Origin of the sequence: Kribbella sancticallisti (assembly GCF_039530625.1) — a bacterium.
GTDB classification, from domain to species: domain Bacteria; phylum Actinomycetota; class Actinomycetes; order Propionibacteriales; family Kribbellaceae; genus Kribbella; species Kribbella sancticallisti.
On the sequence record NZ_BAAAOS010000037.1, the window covers coordinates 27,534 to 42,306 of the forward strand.

Consider the following 14,773-nt stretch of genomic DNA (forward strand, 5'->3'; position numbering starts at 1 on the left):
GGACCCGTGAAGGAAGGTCCCGCCGGCCGTTGTTCCGGCTCAGCCCGGTACTACGCCGCGAACTGCCGCGCGTCCACCTGAGCGGGTTCGAGGGCCAGGTCGAGCACCTGGCGGACGTCGCTCACGGGGTGCACCGTCAGCTCCGCCAGCACCGCCTCCGGCACGTCTTCCAGATCCGGCTCGTTGCGCTTCGGGATCAGGATCGTGGTCAGTCCGGCCCGGTGGGCGGCGAGCAGCTTCTGCTTCACCCCGCCGATCGGGAGCACCCGGCCGGTCAGCGACACCTCACCGGTCATCGCGACCTCCGACCGCACCGGCCGTCCCGACAGCAGCGACGCGAGCGCCGTCGTCATCGTGACACCGGCGGACGGACCGTCCTTCGGTACCGCGCCGGCCGGCACGTGGATGTGGGTGTTCCGCTCGGCCAGATCACCGACCGGCAGACCCAGCTCCGCACCGTGCGACCGCAGGTAGGACAGGGCGATCTGCGCCGACTCCTTCATCACGTCGCCGAGTTGCCCCGTCAACGTGACTCCGGTCGGGCCGGTCTCCTTGTCCGCCAGCGACGCCTCGATGAAGAGCACGTCACCACCGGCGCCGGTCACCGCGAGACCAGTGGCCACACCCGGCAGCGCAGTACGCTCCGCCGAGTCCGGCGTGAACTTCGGCGAGCCCAGGTAGCCCTTCAGGTCGGCGGCGCTGATGGTCAGCGACCCCAACTCCTCGCCCAGGGCCAGCTTGGCCGTCACCTTCCGCAGTACCCGGGCGATGGCACGCTCGAGCTGCCGTACTCCGGCCTCCCGGGTGTACTCGCCGGCCAGCAACCGCAGCGCCGAGTCGTCAATGGCGACCTCGTCGACCGACAGACCGGCCCGGTCCAGCTGACGCGGGAGCAGGTGGTCGCGGGCGATGGTGACCTTCTCGTCCTCGGTGTAGCCGTCCAGCTGCACAAGCTCCATCCGGTCCAGCAGCGGTGCCGGGATCGAGTCGAGCACGTTCGCCGTGGCCAGGAAGACCACGTCGGACAGGTCCAGCTCGACCTCCAGGTAGTGGTCCCGGAAGGTGTGGTTCTGCGCCGGGTCGAGGACCTCCAACAGAGCGGCCGTCGGGTCACCCCGGTAGTCCGCACCCACCTTGTCGATCTCGTCCAGCAGCACCACCGGGTTCATCGAACCCGCCTCGGTGATCGCCCGAACGATCCGCCCGGGCAGCGCCCCGACGTACGTCCGGCGGTGACCGCGGATCTCGGCCTCGTCGCGGACGCCACCCAGCGCGACCCGGACGAACTTCCGGCCCATCGCGCGGGCCACGGACTCGCCCAGCGAGGTCTTACCCACACCAGGAGGACCAACAAGCGCCAGTACTGCGCCACTGCGCCGTCCGCCGACTACCCCAAGGCCACGATCCGCCCTGCGGCGGCGTACGGCGAGGTACTCGGTGATGCGCTCCTTGACGTCGTCCAGGCCCGCGTGGTCCGCGTCCAGGATGGCCCTGGCCTCACGGATGTCGTAGCTGTCCTCGGTCCGCTCGTTCCACGGCATCTCCAGGACGGTGTCCAGCCAGGTCCGGATCCAGCCGACCTCGGGGGACTGCTCCGCCGTACGTTCCAGCTTGTCGACCTCGGCGAGCGCGGCCTTCTTGACGTGCTCCGGCAGGTCAGCGGCCTCGACGCGGGAGCGGTAGTCCTCCTCCTCCGACTCGGCCTTGCCGTCCAGCTCGGCCAGTTCCTTGCGGACCGCCGCCAACTGCTGGCGAAGCAGGAACTCGCGCTGCTGCTTCTCCATCCCCTCCTGGACGTCCTTCTGGATCGTCTCGGAGACCTCGAGCTCGGCGAGGTGGTCCTTCACCCAGCCGATCAGCTTGGTCAGCCGCTCGGAGACGTCAGACGTCTCCAGCAGCCAGCTCTTCTGCTCGTTGCTGAGGTAGGACGCGTAGCCGGCCAGGTCCGACAGCTCCGCAGGGTTGTTCACCTGCTTCACCGAGTCGATGACCTGCCAGGCCTCGCGGCGCTCCAGCACGGTGGTCACCAGCGCCTTGTAGTCACGCGCGAGCTCGGCCGACTTGTTGTCAGTGGTTTCGTCCAGAACGGTCGCGCCGACCCACAGGGCCGCACCGGGACCGGTGGTCCCCGCGCCGATCAGGACCCGGGCTGTACCCCGGATGACGGCTGCCTGGGCTCCGCCCGGCAACCTGCCGATCTGCTCGATCTCGCCGAGCGTCCCGGCCTTGGCATATTTCCCGTCCAGGCGCGGCACCAGCAGGACCTGGTCCTGACCGGAGGCCTGTGCGGCATCGATGGCGGCGCGAGCCTCGGTGTCGGCCAGCCGGACCGGCACGACCATTCCCGGCAGGACCACGACGTCGTCGAGCGGAAGAACGGGAAGATTCAACGTCTCAGTCACGCTGTCACACCCTCTGTTGAAGATTGAGTCTGACAGGCTCAACCAGCATCCCCACCTGCTCATTCCCGGCACCTCCGAGCGTTCGCTCAGGGTGAAAGCAGGCGGTCAGCCCCGAAATGGTGGTAACAGAACGTCATGGGAAGGTCGGTGAATGGTTCAGGTGACACCAGGCTCGGACTACCCGGGCCACGAATCCTGGCTGATGGGTCGTAGGCCGCCTCTCGCGGCAAGCTGACCGCCGACTCCCCTACCTCTCAGATCAGGCGGTGAGGAGGGCGCCGATGGTGCGGAGGCCGGTGAGGTCGTGGACGTCGTCGGGGAGGGCGGGGACGTCGATGGTGGCGATCGCGCGGTGGCCGCGGCGGAAGCGGTCGGCTCGCTTGCGGTCGCTGACCACCTGCTGCATGCGGACGGCGTGCAGGCGCAGTACGGCCGCGGTCAGTTCGGACTTCTCGGCGGCCTCCAGTTTCTCGGCCGCCGCCAGCGAGCCCTCGGCCGACAGGTCCGGCACGTGGGTGGTGGTCACCCGGTTGAGGACGACGCCGGCCAGCGGCATCTTCTCCTCGCGCAACCGCTCGGTGAAGTACGACGCCTCGCGCAGCGCGTCGTTCTGCGGCGCCGCCACCACCAGGAACGCCGTGTGCGGCTCCCGCAGCAGCGCCACCGTCTTCTCGGCCCGCTCCCGGAACCCGCCGAACAACGTGTCGAAAGCCGCCGCGAAGGTCTGTACGTCGGTCAGCACCTGCGCGCCGAGCACCTTGTTCATCACCGACATCGCCAGGTTCACCCCGGCCGACATCAGCCGCAGCGGTCCGCGAGCCGGCGCCAGCAGCAGCCGGAGGAACCTGCCCTCCAGCAGCGACGCCAGTCGCTCGGGCGCGTCCAGGAAGTCCAACGCCGACCGCGACGGCGGCGTGTCCACGACGATCAGGTCCCACTCGCCGGTGCGCTCGGCCTGTTTGTGCAACTGCCCGAGCTTCTCCATCGCCATGTACTCCTGCGTCCCCGCGAACGACGACGACAGCGCCACGTAGAAGGGGTTCGCCAGGATCTGCTCGGCCTTCTCCGGGGTGGCGTGAGCGAGCACCACCTCGTCGAAGGTGCGCTTCATGTCCAGCATCATCGCGTCCAGCCGGCCGCCATTGATCGGATCGACGTCGGCTACCGCTCGCGGGGTGTTGTCCAGCTCGGTCAGACCGAGCGACTGAGCCAGCCGCCGGGCCGGATCGATCGTCAGGACGACGACCTTCCGGCCGCGCTCGGCGGCCCGCAGCCCGAGGGCGGCGGCGGTGGTCGTCTTGCCGACCCCGCCGGCACCACACGTCACGATGATCCGGGTCTTCGGATCGTCGATCAGGGCATCCAGGTCGAGATCGGCCATCAGTACCTCAGCTCCTCGGCCAGGTCGAACAGGGCGCCGTGGTCGATCCCGTCCGGCAGCAACGCCAGCTCGGTCACTTTCTTGCCCAAGGCATCGATTCGGTCGCGGTTCTCCCGCTCCAGCCCGACCCGTACGGCGTGGTCGTGCGCCTCCTTGGACAGCGCGGCGACGGTGTCCTTGGTGGCGGTGATCCCGGCCGCCTTCAGCCCGCGGGTGAGCTCGGCCGCGGGCAGTTTCTCCTTCACCGCAAGGGCCAGCGACTCGTCGTCGAGCGGGCTGTGCCGGACCATGTTCACCACGATCGAGCCGACCTTCAGGTCCAGGCCCTCGAGCTGTTCCACCGCGTCCAGGGTCTCCTGCACCGGCATCTCCTCGAGCAACGTGACCAGGTGGATCCGGGTCACGTCCGAGCGGAGCATGCCCATGATCGCGTCCGCCTGGTTGCGGATCGGCCCGACCTTGGCCAGCCCGGCCACCTCATGGTTCACATTGAGGAACCGGCCGATCCTGCCGGTGGGAGGCGCGTCCAGGACGACGGCGTCGTACGCGAGGCGGCCGTGGGCCTTGCGGCGGGTGGCCTCGTAGACCTTGCCGGTGAGCAGCACGTCCCGCAGGCCCGGCGCGATGGTGGTGACGAAGTCGACCGCGCCCACCTTGTCGAGCGCCTTCCCGGCCCGGCCGAGGTGGTAGTACATGTCCAGGTACTCCAGCAGGGCGGCCTCGGCGTCCACGGCCAGCGCGAACACCTCGCCGCCGGCCGGTCCCACCGCGATCCGGCGTTCGACGTACGGGAGCGGCGGTACGTCGAAGAGTTGCGCGAGCCCCTGGCGGCCCTCGACCTCGACCAGCAGGATCCGCTTGCCCTGGTCGGCCAGCGCGAGCGCCATTGCCGCAGCCACCGTCGTCTTGCCGGTCCCGCCCTTGCCGGTGACCACATGCAGCCTCGCCATGTCCTCCAGCGTAGGACGTGGCCCACAGCACACTGACCGGGGCGGTGGGGCGGGAGATGTATTGAGCGCAGCGACGCCCGTTAGAGTCCATCTCATGAAGAAGTTCGAGTACGCCACCGTGCCGCTCCTGGTCCACGCGACCAAGGAGATCCTCGACAACTGGGGTCAGGACGGATGGGAGCTGGTCCAGGTCGTCCCGGGCCTGAATCCGGAGAACCTGGTCGCCTACCTGAAGCGGGAGATCGCCCAATCATGAGCCACCCCGAGGAGAAGCTGACCGAGCTCGGCCTGAAGCTGCCCGAGGTCGCCAAGCCGGTCGCCGCGTACGTGCCGGTGGTGCGGACCGGAAACCTCGTCTACACCTCCGGCCAGCTGCCGCTGCGGGACGGCACCCTGATCGCCACCGGCAAGGTCGGCGACCAGGTGACCGCCGAGGTCGCCAGCGAGTGCGCCCAGCAGTGTGCGCTGAACGCCCTCGCGGCGGTCAAGTCCGAGATCGGCGACCTGGCGAAGGTGACCCGCGTGGTCAAGGCCGTCGCCTTCATCGCCTCCACCCCGGACTTCACCGGCCAGCCGCAGGTCGCCAACGGCGCCTCCGAGCTGTTCGGCCAGGTCTTCGGCGAAGCCGGCCAGCACGCCCGTAGTGCCGTCGGAGTCCCGGTCCTGCCCCTGGACGCTCCGGTAGAGGTAGAACTCATCGTCGAGGTCGGCTGACCGGACCCATGGTCCGGGACCTGAAGTCGCAGCTACTGGCTGGGCGGATGGCCGCTGAGGCCCTCGCGTTCGAGCGCGAGGGCCGTACCGCGGCTGAGCCTCGTCCGGCGTCGACCGTCATCCTGCTGCGCGACCGCACCGACGGACCCGAGGTCTACCTGCTGCGTCGCCGGCAGACGATGGCGTTCGCGGCCGGGATGACCGTGTTCCCCGGTGGTCGCGTCGACCCCACCGACTCGTCGATCGCCGACTCGTGGTCGGGCCCGTCGCCCGAGTGGTTCGGCGAGCGACTCGGCTGTTCACCTGAGACAGCGGCGGCTTACGTGGCGGCCGCCGTACGGGAGACCTTCGAGGAATCCGGTGTCCTGCTGGCCGGCCGGTCGACCGCGTCCATCGTCGGCGACACCACCGGCGACGACTGGGAGGCCGACCGCGTCGCGCTGGAGACCCGCGAACTCGGATTCGCGGACTTCCTGCACCGTCGCGGCCTCGTACTGCGCGCCGACCTGCTCGGCGCCTGGGCGCACTGGATCACCCCGGAGTTCGAGCCCCGCCGCTACGACACCCGCTTCTTCGTCGCCGCCCTCCCGGCCGGCCAGGTCACCCGGGACGTGACGAGTGAGTCCGACCAGGTCGCGTGGATGCGCCCGGCGGACGCAGTACGCGCCGTCGAGGCGGGCGAGATGCTGATGCTCCCGCCGACCTACCTGTGCTGCCGCGACCTCATCCCGTACGGCGCCGTCGCCGACGCGCTGGCGGCGTCCACCGACCGCGAGATCCGCCCGATCCTGCCCACCGTGCGGGTGGAGGACGACCAGGCCTACCTGGAGACCACATGACAGTCGAGGTCGTCACCGAGTACGCGAGCAGGGTGCTCGCCGCGAATCCCGGGCCGATGACCCTGGACGGCACGAACACCTGGATCCTGCGAGCTCCCGAGTCCGGCAGCGTCGTCGTGGTGGATCCCGGCCCGATGCTGGAGGAGCACCTGCGCGCCGTGCTCGACGCAGTCGCGCAGTACTCCGTGTCGGTGGTTCTGTTGACCCACGGTCACTTCGATCACTCCGAAGGGGCCGCCTGGTTCGCCCAGCGGGCCGACTGCGGGGTCCGCTCGGTGGACCCGGCCTTCCGGATCCCCACGGACCACGCGCACGGCCTGGCCGAGGGGGACGTGATCACCTCGGGCGAACTGCGCATCGAAGTTCTGCCGACTCCTGGGCACACGATGGACTCGGTCTGCTTCTGGCTTCCCCAGGACGGCTCACTGCTGACCGGCGACACCGTCCTGGGCCGAGGCACCTCGGTGGTCGCCCACCCGGACGGTGCCCTGGGCCCCTACCTGGAGTCCCTCGAAAGCCTCCGGGCCTTCGCGAACTCTCCGGCCGGCGTCGCCCGCCTGCTCCCCGGCCACGGCCCGGTCATCGACGACCCGGGCGCAGTACTGACCTATTACCTGGAGCACCGGCACGAACGCCTGGAACAGGTCCGCGCGGCGACCGCTGACGGCCACACCACCCCCGAGGCGATCGTCCGACACGTCTACTCCGACGTCGACCCCATCCTCTGGCCCGCCGCCGAACGATCGGTCCGCGCCCAGCTCGACTACCTGAACGCCCGTTGAGGGGTTAACCCCTCAGAGGCTGGGTTGCCCGGCCAGAATCTCGGCGGGCAGCCACGCTCCGCAGGGGTTATCCCCTCAAAGGGAGGTTATCCACAAGTCGGGGTAGAGGGGGCAGCGCGCGGCGGGGTGGCGCGGTGATGCTTGGGAGGTGAATCAGAAGTTGAAGGTGGTGGCGGCGGGGCAAGGCGGCGTGTTCAGCCGTGCGCAGGCCTTCGAGTGCGGCTACACCCGTGAACTCCTGCGCGAGCGGCTTGGTGACGGGCGCTGGGAGAAGGTTCGCTACGGCCAGTACGCCGAGCGGGTGGATCTGGGGCACCTTGCTCCCTGGGATCGGGAGCTCTGGCGACACCGGCGGCTGGCCTATGCCGTCGCGAATTCGATGAGACCCGGGACCGTTGCTCTGAGCCACCAGTCGGCCTTGGTCCTGCACGGTCTGCCGCTGTGGGGCGTGGATCTGAACGAGGTGCAGATCAGTCGGCTGGACGGACGCCGCGGAGGGCTGATCGCCGGGGTCCGACATCACCGGGGCAAGCTTGCTTCCACCGAACTGACGTCGATCGGTGGGCTGACGGTGACCACGATGTCGCGTGCCCTCGCCGAAACGGCTTGTACTGCGTCGTTCGAAGCGGTTGTGGTCTGTGCGGATGCCGCGCTCCGCGACCATCGCTTCACGGTTGAGGGGATACTCGGCAGAATCGAGTTCTGGCCGGGAAGCGCTACGGCCAGGGCAGCTCTCGCGTTCGCTGATCCGCTGTCCGAGTCGGTCGGAGAATCACGGCTGCGGGTACTGCTGGACAACCACGGCCTACCCGCGCCGCGGCTGCAGGTGGATTTCGCGGACGCCGACGGGTTCATCGCCCGAGTCGACTTCTACTTCCCGGACCACGGCACCGTTGTCGAGTTCGATGGGCTGGTGAAGTACGCGGGCGGTTCGCGGGAGATCCTGGTCAAGGAGAAGCTACGCGAGGACCGCCTCCGGACACTCGGTCTCGAAGTGGTCCGGATCACCTGGGCCGATCTGGCCCGGCCCGCCGACGTCGCCGTACGAATCCGTCGCGCCTTCGCCCGCTCCCGCCGTACTGGCTGAGGTGGGCCAACCCCTGAGCTGCTGGGTTGCCCCCCGAGTCTCCAGTGGTGCAACCCACCTTCTGAGGGGTTAAGCCCTCAGAAGGGAGGGGATCAGCGGGCGCGGCGCTGGAGGCGGTCCACGTCCAGGAGGACTACCGAGCGGGGCTCAAGCCGGACCCAGCCGCGGGAGGCGAAGTCGGCTAGGGCCTTGTTGACGGTCTCGCGGGAGGCGCCGACCAGTTGGGCCAGCTCCTCCTGGGTCAGGTCGTGGTGAACGTGTACGCCGTCGTCGGCGGTGCGGCCGAAGCGGCTGGCCAGGTCCAGCAGGGCCTTGGCGACACGGCCGGGCACGTCGGAGAAGACCAGGTCGGCCACGACGTCGGAGACCTTGCGGAGGCGGGACGCGAGCTGCAGGAGCAGACCGCGGGCCACCTCAGGGCGGCCGGCCAGCCAGCGCAGCAGCTCGTCGTGGGTCAGCGACATCATCGAAGCGTCGGTGACGGCGGTGACGGTGGCTGAGCGCGGGCCCGGGTCGAACAGCGACAGCTCGCCGAACATCTGGCCGGGGCCGAGCACGGCGATCAGGTTCTCCCGGCCGTCCGCGGAGGTGCGGCCGAGCTTGACCTTGCCCTCGACGACGACGAACAGCCGGTCGCCGGAGTCGCCCTCGTGGAACAGCACCTGGCCGCGGCGCAGCCTGCTCTCCGTCATCGAGGCGGTCAGCGCTTCGGCTGCCTCGTCGTCGAGCTGACTGAACAGCGGTGCCTGTCGGAGCACTGCGGCGTCCACGAATGGGCCTCCTCGGACCTTTGACCACAAGCCTGCGAAAGGGCTGCCACCCTCTCGGCACCGGACCGAACACACCCGGTTGCCCCAAAACCGTAGCCCCTCGGGTGTCGGCACCGCCACGTAGGCTGGCCTGCATGCCCACCCAGCGTGTCGCGGCCCCGGCGCCCGCACCCCTGCAGACAGCCCCCGCGGTGCCCCTGAAGCTGCCCCGCAAAGCCCCCGTCTTCGCCGACGAGACGCCGACCCAGCTGGTCCGCCGGGCCCGCAAGATGCACAAGGTGCTCACCGAGACGTATCCGGATGCTCACTGCGAGCTGGACTTCACCACCCCGCTCGAGTTGCTCGTCGCCACCATCCTGTCCGCCCAGACCACCGACGTCATGGTCAACAAGGTCACCCCGACCCTGTTCGCGAAGTACCCGGACGCCAAGGCGTACGCGGAGGCCGACCGGGAGGAGATGGAGACGATCCTCAAGCCGACCGGCTTCTTCCGGGCCAAGACGAACAGCCTGCTGAAGCTCGGCCAGGCGCTGGTCGACGAGTACGACGGGGTGGTCCCGGACAAGCTGGAGGAGTTGGTCAAGCTCCCCGGCACCGGCCGCAAGACCGCGAACGTCGTCCTCGGCAACGCCTTCGGGGTCCCAGGCATCACCGTCGACACGCACTTCGGCCGGCTGGTCCGCCGGTTCGGGTGGACCGAGGAGGAGGACCCGGTCAAGGTCGAGCACCTGATCGGGGCGCTGTTCCCGAAGAAGGACTGGACCATGCTGTCGCACCGGCTGATCTTCCACGGCCGCCGCCGCTGCCACGCCAAGAAGCCCGCCTGCGGCGCCTGCCCGATCGCCCAGTGGTGCCCGTCCTTCGGCGCGGGTCCCACCGACCCAGACCTAGCCGCCAAGCTGGTGAAGACCCCCGCGTGAACCACACCCCGCCTCCACTCCACCCGCGCACCGCGCCGGCTGCTGGTACTGCGCGGTCGGGCGAGCCCGGCGCTGTCTCGCCAGCCGGCGCGGCGCTTCGCCGCGGGCGGGAGTTGTTTCGGCGCGCGGAGCGACGCCGCGCGGGAAGGCATGCTGGGTCATTGCCTGGGCTCCGACCGGTCGCTCTGGGCGACCTCGGCTCGCCGCCCAGCGGCGGCCGGTCGCCGCGCGAAAGCCGGCTGCTGCGGGCGGTTGGGCTGGTGGTTTTGTTGGGTGTGCTGGCGGCCTGTGGGGAGCAGCCGGCTGGGGACGGAGCGGCGGAGTCGCCAAGTGTTGCTGAGTCTCGGAGTCGGAATGTGGCAGGCGCGGAGAAGCTGGCGCAGTGCCCGAGCACTCCGTCGAAGCCGCCGGTCTCCAACGCTCTCCCGGATGTCAGCCTGCCGTGCCTCGGCGCAGGCCCGGACATCCGGCTCGCGGACCTCCGGGGTCCGCTGGTCGTCAACGTCTGGGCGCAGTGGTGTGGTCCGTGCCGAGACGAGGCGCCCTATCTCGCCGAGCTGCAGAAGAGGGCCGGGGGCAAGGTCAAGCTGCTCGGAATCGACTACGCCGACCCGCGGCCCGAGCTCGCTGTGCGGTTCGCGATCGAGCAGAAGTGGGACTATCCGCACCTGGTCGACCCCGACAAGCTGACCCAGCAACCGCTCCGGATCGGGGGACCGCCGTTGACCGCGTTCGTCGACGAGGACGGCAAGGTCGTCCATGTCCATCGCGGCGTGCTCACGTCGCAGCAGCAGCTGGACCAATTGGTGCGAGACAAGCTCGGGGTGACCTGGTGACCAGCACGACCTTCGATGTGGAGCTGCCGGCCTGGTTGCAGACCCTCGCGACCGCGTCCAAGACCGTCGACCCGCGCGAGTTGTCGCGCTTCCTGCCGCCGGACGACCCGGCCGTGCGGGCGTCGGCAGTACTGATTCTGCTTGCTGATGGCAACGATGTCGACGGCAACGGTCCGGACGTGCTGCTGACCGAGCGGGCCTGGACGTTGCGCTCGCACGCCGGCCAGATGGCGTTCCCGGGCGGCCGCACGGACGAGGCCGACGGCCCCGGCGTCGACGGCGCGATCCGTACCGCGCTGCGCGAGGCCGAGGAGGAGACCGGGCTGGACCCCGCCGGTGTCGAGGTGTTCGCGGTCTGGCCCGCGCTGTGGGTGCCGGTGAGCAACTTCGGCGTCGCACCCGTGCTCGGCTGGTGGCGTGAGCCGTCGCCGGTCGCGGTGGTCGACCCGGCCGAGGTGGCCTCTGTGCACCGGGTCTCGCTGGCCGCCCTGGCCGATCCCGCCAACCGGATCAGTTGCCTCCACCCCTCTGGTTTCACCGGACCCGCTTTTGTCATCGGCAACCTGTTCATCTGGGGCTTCACCGCCGGTCTGCTGGACAAATTGCTGATCCTGGGTGGCTGGAAACGGGACTGGGACCCGGCCAACGTCGTACCGTTGCCCGACCGGCTGGTCGAGGCGGCCTGGCGGAGTGAAGGGCGGCGGTCGGAGGATGTGCGCCGGCTGACGGCCATCGAGCACGACCTGGGGCGTCCGGAGGGTGTGGAGTGAGCGGTCTCGATATCGCGCTGCTGGTGGTGACCGCGCTGGTGGCGATCTCGGGCTACATCGAGGGATTCGTGCTCGGCGCGTGCGCGACGCTCGGGCTGCTGGCAGGCGCGGCCGTCGGCGTGTACGGCGTACCGCGGGTGCTGGACCAGTTCTCCCCGAGTGTCGAGGTCTCCTTCGCGGCCCTGGTCCTGGTGGTGATCCTGGCCTCGATCGGGCGGACCGTCGGGGCCTTGCTCGGCTCGAAGCTCCGAAACAAGATCTCCTGGAAACCGGTGAAGGCCGTCGACGCGCTCGGCGGCGCCGCGCTGGCCGCCGTGTCCGTCCTGGTCGTCTCGTGGGTGCTCGGGGTCGCCGTGAGCGGCGCGCGGATCCCCAGCGTCACCTCCGCCGTACGTGGGTCAGAGGTGCTCGCCAAGGTCGACCAGGCGCTGCCGAGTGGAGCCGACCGGGCCCTGCAGGCCTTCAACGACGTGGTGAACACCGACCTGTTCCCGCGGTTCCTCGACCCGTTCGTGCCGGAGCGGATCCGCGACACCCAGCCGCCGGACGGCGCGATCGCCCGGAACCCCGCGGTCCGCGCGGCGTACAGCCGGATCGCCAAGGTCACCGGGGTGGCGAACTGTTCGCGCGGCCTGGAGGGCAGCGGTTTCGTCTACGCGCCGCAGCGGGTGATGACGAACGCGCACGTGGTGGCCGGGGTCAGTTCGCCGAAGGTCGAGGTGAACGGGCAGAAGTACGACGGGACCGTGGTGCTGTTCGACTCCAGCGTCGACATCGCCGTGCTCTACGTGCCTGAGCTCGAGGCCAAGCCGCTGGCGTTCGACCTGGACGGCAAGGCCGACGCGACCGCGGTGGTGCTCGGCTACCCGGAGAATGGCCCGTTCGACGCCGAGGCGGCCCGGATCCGCTCGGAGGAGCGGCTGCGCGGCCCGGACATCTACGGGGACAAGACGGTGACGCGGCGGGCCTTCTCCATCTGGGCCTCGGTCCGTCCTGGTAACTCCGGCGGCCCGCTGATCTCCCCGAAGGGCACCGTGTACGGCGTCGTCTTCGCCGCGTCGGTCGAGGACAACCGCACGGGCTACGTCCTCACGGCCGAGCAGGTCGCGGAGGACGCGGCCGCCGGCGCGCGAGCCACGCAGGAAGTCTCCACCCGCAGCTGCACCTGACCGGCTGCTCCATCCCGTCCGGCCGGTGACAGGGCGCGGCGTGAGCTCTTAGCTGCCGGCCGAGTTCTCCCGTTGGGCGTCGGCCAGTTGATCCTCGAGGCTGATGATGCGGCAGGCGGCGTCGAGGGCCGTGCCTTCGTCGACCAGTTGGCGAGCGCGGGCGGCCAGACGCAACTGATGGCGTGAGTAGCGGCGGTGGCCTCCGCTCGACCGCTGCGGCTGGATCAGCCCGGCGCTACCCAGGCTACGGAGAAAGCTCGGCGTGACACCGACCATCTCGGTCGCCCGCCCCATCGTGTAGGCCGGGTAGTTGTCGTCGTCGAAGCTGTCCGGTTCGTGGCTCGGAGGCTGTTTCCTCGATCTGGCCATAAGTCTCCCGTTGAGCGGTACCGACCGTTTCCGGTCGCCGGGACCAGTTGGCGGCACCAGAAATTGTAACGCCCGCTACCGACTGTCCACCACACAGCGGACAGTTTTCTTGGCTCGATGGCTTGACTATTTCTCGTCAAGAGTGACAATTTTCCTGCAAGCAGGAGAATCAATAATCTGTCTCAGTGATCATAGATTTCAAGGCGGTGGGGGCATGACGGAGCACCTGGTCGAGACGGCCGAGGCCTTCGCGCGGTTGGCTCTCGAGCTGCACTCCGAAGAGGGTGTGGTCGAGACGATCGAGGCGGTGGCCCGCTTCGCCTTGAAGGCGGTCGACTGCAGCCAGGCAAGCATCGTGCTCGCCGCCCGGCGCGGGGGAATCGACCCGGGCGCGGCCACCGACGTGACGGCGGAGAAGGCGGACCTGCTGCAGGTGGAGCTCGGCGAGGGTCCGGCCACCACGATCGTGGCCGACCGGGAAGCGGCCATCGTGATCCCGGACACGCTGCGGGACGATCGCTGGCCGGCCTGGGCGCAGGCGGTGGCCGAGCTCGGGCTGCGCAGTGTGCTGGCAGTCCGGTTGCAGATCCGGGACCAGACCGTCGGAGTGCTGGAACTCTTCAGCAGCAGGCCGGATGCCTTCGAGCCGGACGACGTCGCCGTCGCTCAGATCCTGGCGCGCCATGCCTCGGTGGCGGTCGGCACCGCCCGTCAAGAGGCGACGCTGTGGCAGGCGATCGACGCCCGCAAGCTGATCGGCCAGGCGCAGGGCATCCTGATGGAGCGGTTCAACCTCGACCAGGACCAGGCCTTCGCAGTACTGCGCCGCTACTCGCAGGACAACAACGTCAAGCTGCGAGATGTCGCTAGGTTGCTCGTCGACACCGGCCGGCTCACCTCACCCGAGGGTGGCGAGCCAGTCGAGCAGTAGCGCGTTGAACATCGCAGGCGCCTCCTCGTGCGGGAAGTGCCCGACTGTGGTCAGTAGTTCGTAGCGCAGCGGACCGTCGACCAGCGCAGCAGGAGTTGCGGCAGTAGCCGGGTTCAGCGCGCCATCCAATGCCCCCTGCACCTGCAGAACCGGTACTGCGACCGGGGTGCGCATGCGAGCGGAGTACCGGCGGCCGTCGGGGCGGAGGCGGGACCGGACGAACCACCGGTGGTACTCCAAAGCGCAGTGCGGAGCGGGCCAGACCTGGAGAGCGGCCCGATAGCGACGCGAGGCTTCAGCGTCCGGGAAGTCACCACCCTGCGCGGACCATGCCCGGAGCAACTGTTCGATGTGGATCCCGTCATGCGCGAGCAGGCGGCGCTCCGGCAAGATCGGCAGCTGGAACCATCCCACCTGGGCGACAGACTTCGGCTGGCCCGACCGCAGCAACAGGAGCGGATGTGGCGCTGAGACGGCCGCGACAGCCCGTACCTGCTTGGGGGTGAGCACCGCGGCCGACCAGGCGACGAACCCGCCCCAGCCATGGCCGACCACCACCGCGTCGGAGGCTCCGAGGGATCGGATGACGCCGGACACGTCCGCCGAGACAGTGAAGGGGTCGTAGCCGCGCGGTGTCTTGTCGCTGGCTCCATAGCCGCGCAGATCCATGGCAACGGCTCGATACCCGGCTGCGGCGACCGCGGGCAGTTGATGCCGCCAAGCCCACCAGAACTCGGGGAAGCCGTGCAGGAACAGCACCAGAGGATCGTCAGCCGCCCCACACTCGGCGACGTGGAACCGCGCCCCGTTGGCCGCCACCAGCGAATGCGACCACGGCCCGTCGACGAGTAGG

The 14,773-nt window shown here is 69.5% G+C and carries 16 protein-coding genes; 10 read left to right on the forward strand and 6 right to left on the reverse strand.

The genetic code is table 11. The features are described 5' to 3' along the window. Window positions 1–50: 50 nt before the first annotated feature. The 3 genes from lon to bagA form a co-directional block, all read right to left on the reverse strand. Window positions 51–2,402, reverse strand: coding sequence for an endopeptidase La (gene lon, locus ABD255_RS25145; protein WP_344218063.1), 2,352 nt, complete (start codon window positions 2,400–2,402; stop codon window positions 51–53). Between the two features lie 259 nt (window positions 2,403–2,661). Further along, window positions 2,662–3,783 carry an ArsA family ATPase gene (gene bagB / locus ABD255_RS25150; RefSeq protein WP_344218064.1) on the reverse strand — a complete coding sequence of 374 codons (1,122 nt, stop codon included), beginning with the start codon at window positions 3,781–3,783 and terminating at the stop codon, window positions 2,662–2,664. Beyond that, window positions 3,783–4,733, reverse strand: a complete 951-nt coding sequence (bagA, locus tag ABD255_RS25155; RefSeq protein WP_344218065.1) for an ATPase BagA — start codon at window positions 4,731–4,733, stop codon at window positions 3,783–3,785. Before bagA ends, bagB begins: the two co-directional genes overlap by 1 nt. 94 nt (window positions 4,734–4,827) lie before the next feature. Between bagA and sp36 the strand changes: the two genes are divergently transcribed. The 5 genes from sp36 (at window position 4,828) to ABD255_RS25180 (ending at window position 8,155) form a co-directional block, all read left to right on the forward strand. Beyond that, window positions 4,828–4,989 (forward strand): Sp36 family protein, encoded by a 162-nt coding sequence (sp36, locus tag ABD255_RS25160; protein WP_344218066.1) that lies wholly within the window; start codon window positions 4,828–4,830, stop codon window positions 4,987–4,989. After that, the gene (locus ABD255_RS25165) at window positions 4,986–5,447 is read left to right on the forward strand and encodes a RidA family protein (protein ID WP_344218067.1); all 462 of its coding nucleotides are present in this window, start codon (window positions 4,986–4,988) and stop codon (window positions 5,445–5,447) included. The genes sp36 and ABD255_RS25165 overlap by 4 nt, the downstream gene beginning before the upstream one ends. 8 nt (window positions 5,448–5,455) lie before the next feature. Then, window positions 5,456–6,286 (forward strand): NUDIX hydrolase, encoded by an 831-nt coding sequence (locus tag ABD255_RS25170; protein WP_344218069.1) that lies wholly within the window; start codon window positions 5,456–5,458, stop codon window positions 6,284–6,286. After that, window positions 6,283–7,068, forward strand: a complete 786-nt coding sequence (locus ABD255_RS25175; RefSeq protein WP_344218071.1) for an MBL fold metallo-hydrolase — start codon at window positions 6,283–6,285, stop codon at window positions 7,066–7,068. The genes ABD255_RS25170 and ABD255_RS25175 overlap by 4 nt, the downstream gene beginning before the upstream one ends. Window positions 7,069–7,216: 148 nt before the next feature. Next, window positions 7,217–8,155 carry a type IV toxin-antitoxin system AbiEi family antitoxin domain-containing protein gene (locus ABD255_RS25180; RefSeq protein ID WP_344218073.1) on the forward strand — a complete coding sequence of 313 codons (939 nt, stop codon included), beginning with the start codon at window positions 7,217–7,219 and terminating at the stop codon, window positions 8,153–8,155. Window positions 8,156–8,247: 92 nt separating this feature from the next. Here the strand turns inward: ABD255_RS25180 and ABD255_RS25185 are convergent, their stop codons facing one another. Further along, complete coding sequence (locus ABD255_RS25185) at window positions 8,248–8,925, reverse strand: Crp/Fnr family transcriptional regulator (protein WP_344218075.1); 678 nt, start codon at window positions 8,923–8,925, stop codon at window positions 8,248–8,250. A 134-nt stretch (window positions 8,926–9,059) separates the two neighbouring features. On the opposite strand from ABD255_RS25185, the gene nth reads away from it, so the two are divergent. The 4 genes from nth to ABD255_RS25205 all read left to right on the forward strand — a co-directional run bounded on the left by nth (window position 9,060) and on the right by ABD255_RS25205 (window position 12,620). After that, a complete protein-coding gene (gene nth, locus ABD255_RS25190) occupies window positions 9,060–9,845 on the forward strand; it encodes an endonuclease III (protein WP_344218077.1) in 786 nt (261 codons plus the stop codon). A gap of 356 nt (window positions 9,846–10,201) precedes the next feature. Then, window positions 10,202–10,681 (forward strand): TlpA family protein disulfide reductase, encoded by a 480-nt coding sequence (locus ABD255_RS25195; RefSeq protein ID WP_344218079.1) that lies wholly within the window; start codon window positions 10,202–10,204, stop codon window positions 10,679–10,681. After that, window positions 10,678–11,451: an NUDIX hydrolase gene (locus ABD255_RS25200; RefSeq protein ID WP_344218081.1), complete on the forward strand. Its 774-nt coding sequence runs from the start codon at window positions 10,678–10,680 to the stop codon at window positions 11,449–11,451. Before ABD255_RS25195 ends, ABD255_RS25200 begins: the two co-directional genes overlap by 4 nt. Then, window positions 11,448–12,620 carry a MarP family serine protease gene (locus ABD255_RS25205; RefSeq protein ID WP_344218083.1) on the forward strand — a complete coding sequence of 391 codons (1,173 nt, stop codon included), beginning with the start codon at window positions 11,448–11,450 and terminating at the stop codon, window positions 12,618–12,620. Before ABD255_RS25200 ends, ABD255_RS25205 begins: the two co-directional genes overlap by 4 nt. 48 nt (window positions 12,621–12,668) lie before the next feature. Here the strand turns inward: ABD255_RS25205 and ABD255_RS25210 are convergent, their stop codons facing one another. Further along, window positions 12,669–12,989: a MerR family transcriptional regulator gene (locus ABD255_RS25210; protein ID WP_344218085.1), complete on the reverse strand. Its 321-nt coding sequence runs from the start codon at window positions 12,987–12,989 to the stop codon at window positions 12,669–12,671. A 214-nt stretch (window positions 12,990–13,203) separates the two neighbouring features. Here ABD255_RS25210 and ABD255_RS25215 point away from each other — a divergent pair, with 214 nt between their 5' ends. Beyond that, complete coding sequence (locus ABD255_RS25215; protein WP_344218087.1) at window positions 13,204–13,920, forward strand: GAF and ANTAR domain-containing protein; 717 nt, start codon at window positions 13,204–13,206, stop codon at window positions 13,918–13,920. Here ABD255_RS25215 and ABD255_RS25220 read toward each other — a convergent pair. Beyond that, the gene (locus ABD255_RS25220; protein ID WP_344218089.1) at window positions 13,888–14,739 is read right to left on the reverse strand and encodes an alpha/beta fold hydrolase; all 852 of its coding nucleotides are present in this window, start codon (window positions 14,737–14,739) and stop codon (window positions 13,888–13,890) included. The genes ABD255_RS25215 and ABD255_RS25220 overlap by 33 nt on opposite strands. Window positions 14,740–14,773 lie beyond the last annotated feature (34 nt).

Coding starts and splice junctions, on each gene's coding strand:
- bagB (WP_344218064.1), bottom strand. CDS start 3,783: ATGGCCGATCTCGACCTGGATGCCCTGATCGACGATCCGAAGACCCGG.
- bagA (WP_344218065.1), bottom strand. CDS start 4,733: ATGGCGAGGCTGCATGTGGTCACCGGCAAGGGCGGGACCGGCAAGACG.
- sp36 (WP_344218066.1), top strand. CDS start 4,828: ATGAAGAAGTTCGAGTACGCCACCGTGCCGCTCCTGGTCCACGCGACC.
- ABD255_RS25165 (WP_344218067.1), top strand. CDS start 4,986: ATGAGCCACCCCGAGGAGAAGCTGACCGAGCTCGGCCTGAAGCTGCCC.
- ABD255_RS25170 (WP_344218069.1), top strand. CDS start 5,456: ATGGTCCGGGACCTGAAGTCGCAGCTACTGGCTGGGCGGATGGCCGCT.
- ABD255_RS25175 (WP_344218071.1), top strand. CDS start 6,283: ATGACAGTCGAGGTCGTCACCGAGTACGCGAGCAGGGTGCTCGCCGCG.
- nth (WP_344218077.1), top strand. CDS start 9,060: ATGCCCACCCAGCGTGTCGCGGCCCCGGCGCCCGCACCCCTGCAGACA.
- ABD255_RS25210 (WP_344218085.1), bottom strand. CDS start 12,989: ATGGCCAGATCGAGGAAACAGCCTCCGAGCCACGAACCGGACAGCTTC.
- ABD255_RS25215 (WP_344218087.1), top strand. CDS start 13,204: ATGACGGAGCACCTGGTCGAGACGGCCGAGGCCTTCGCGCGGTTGGCT.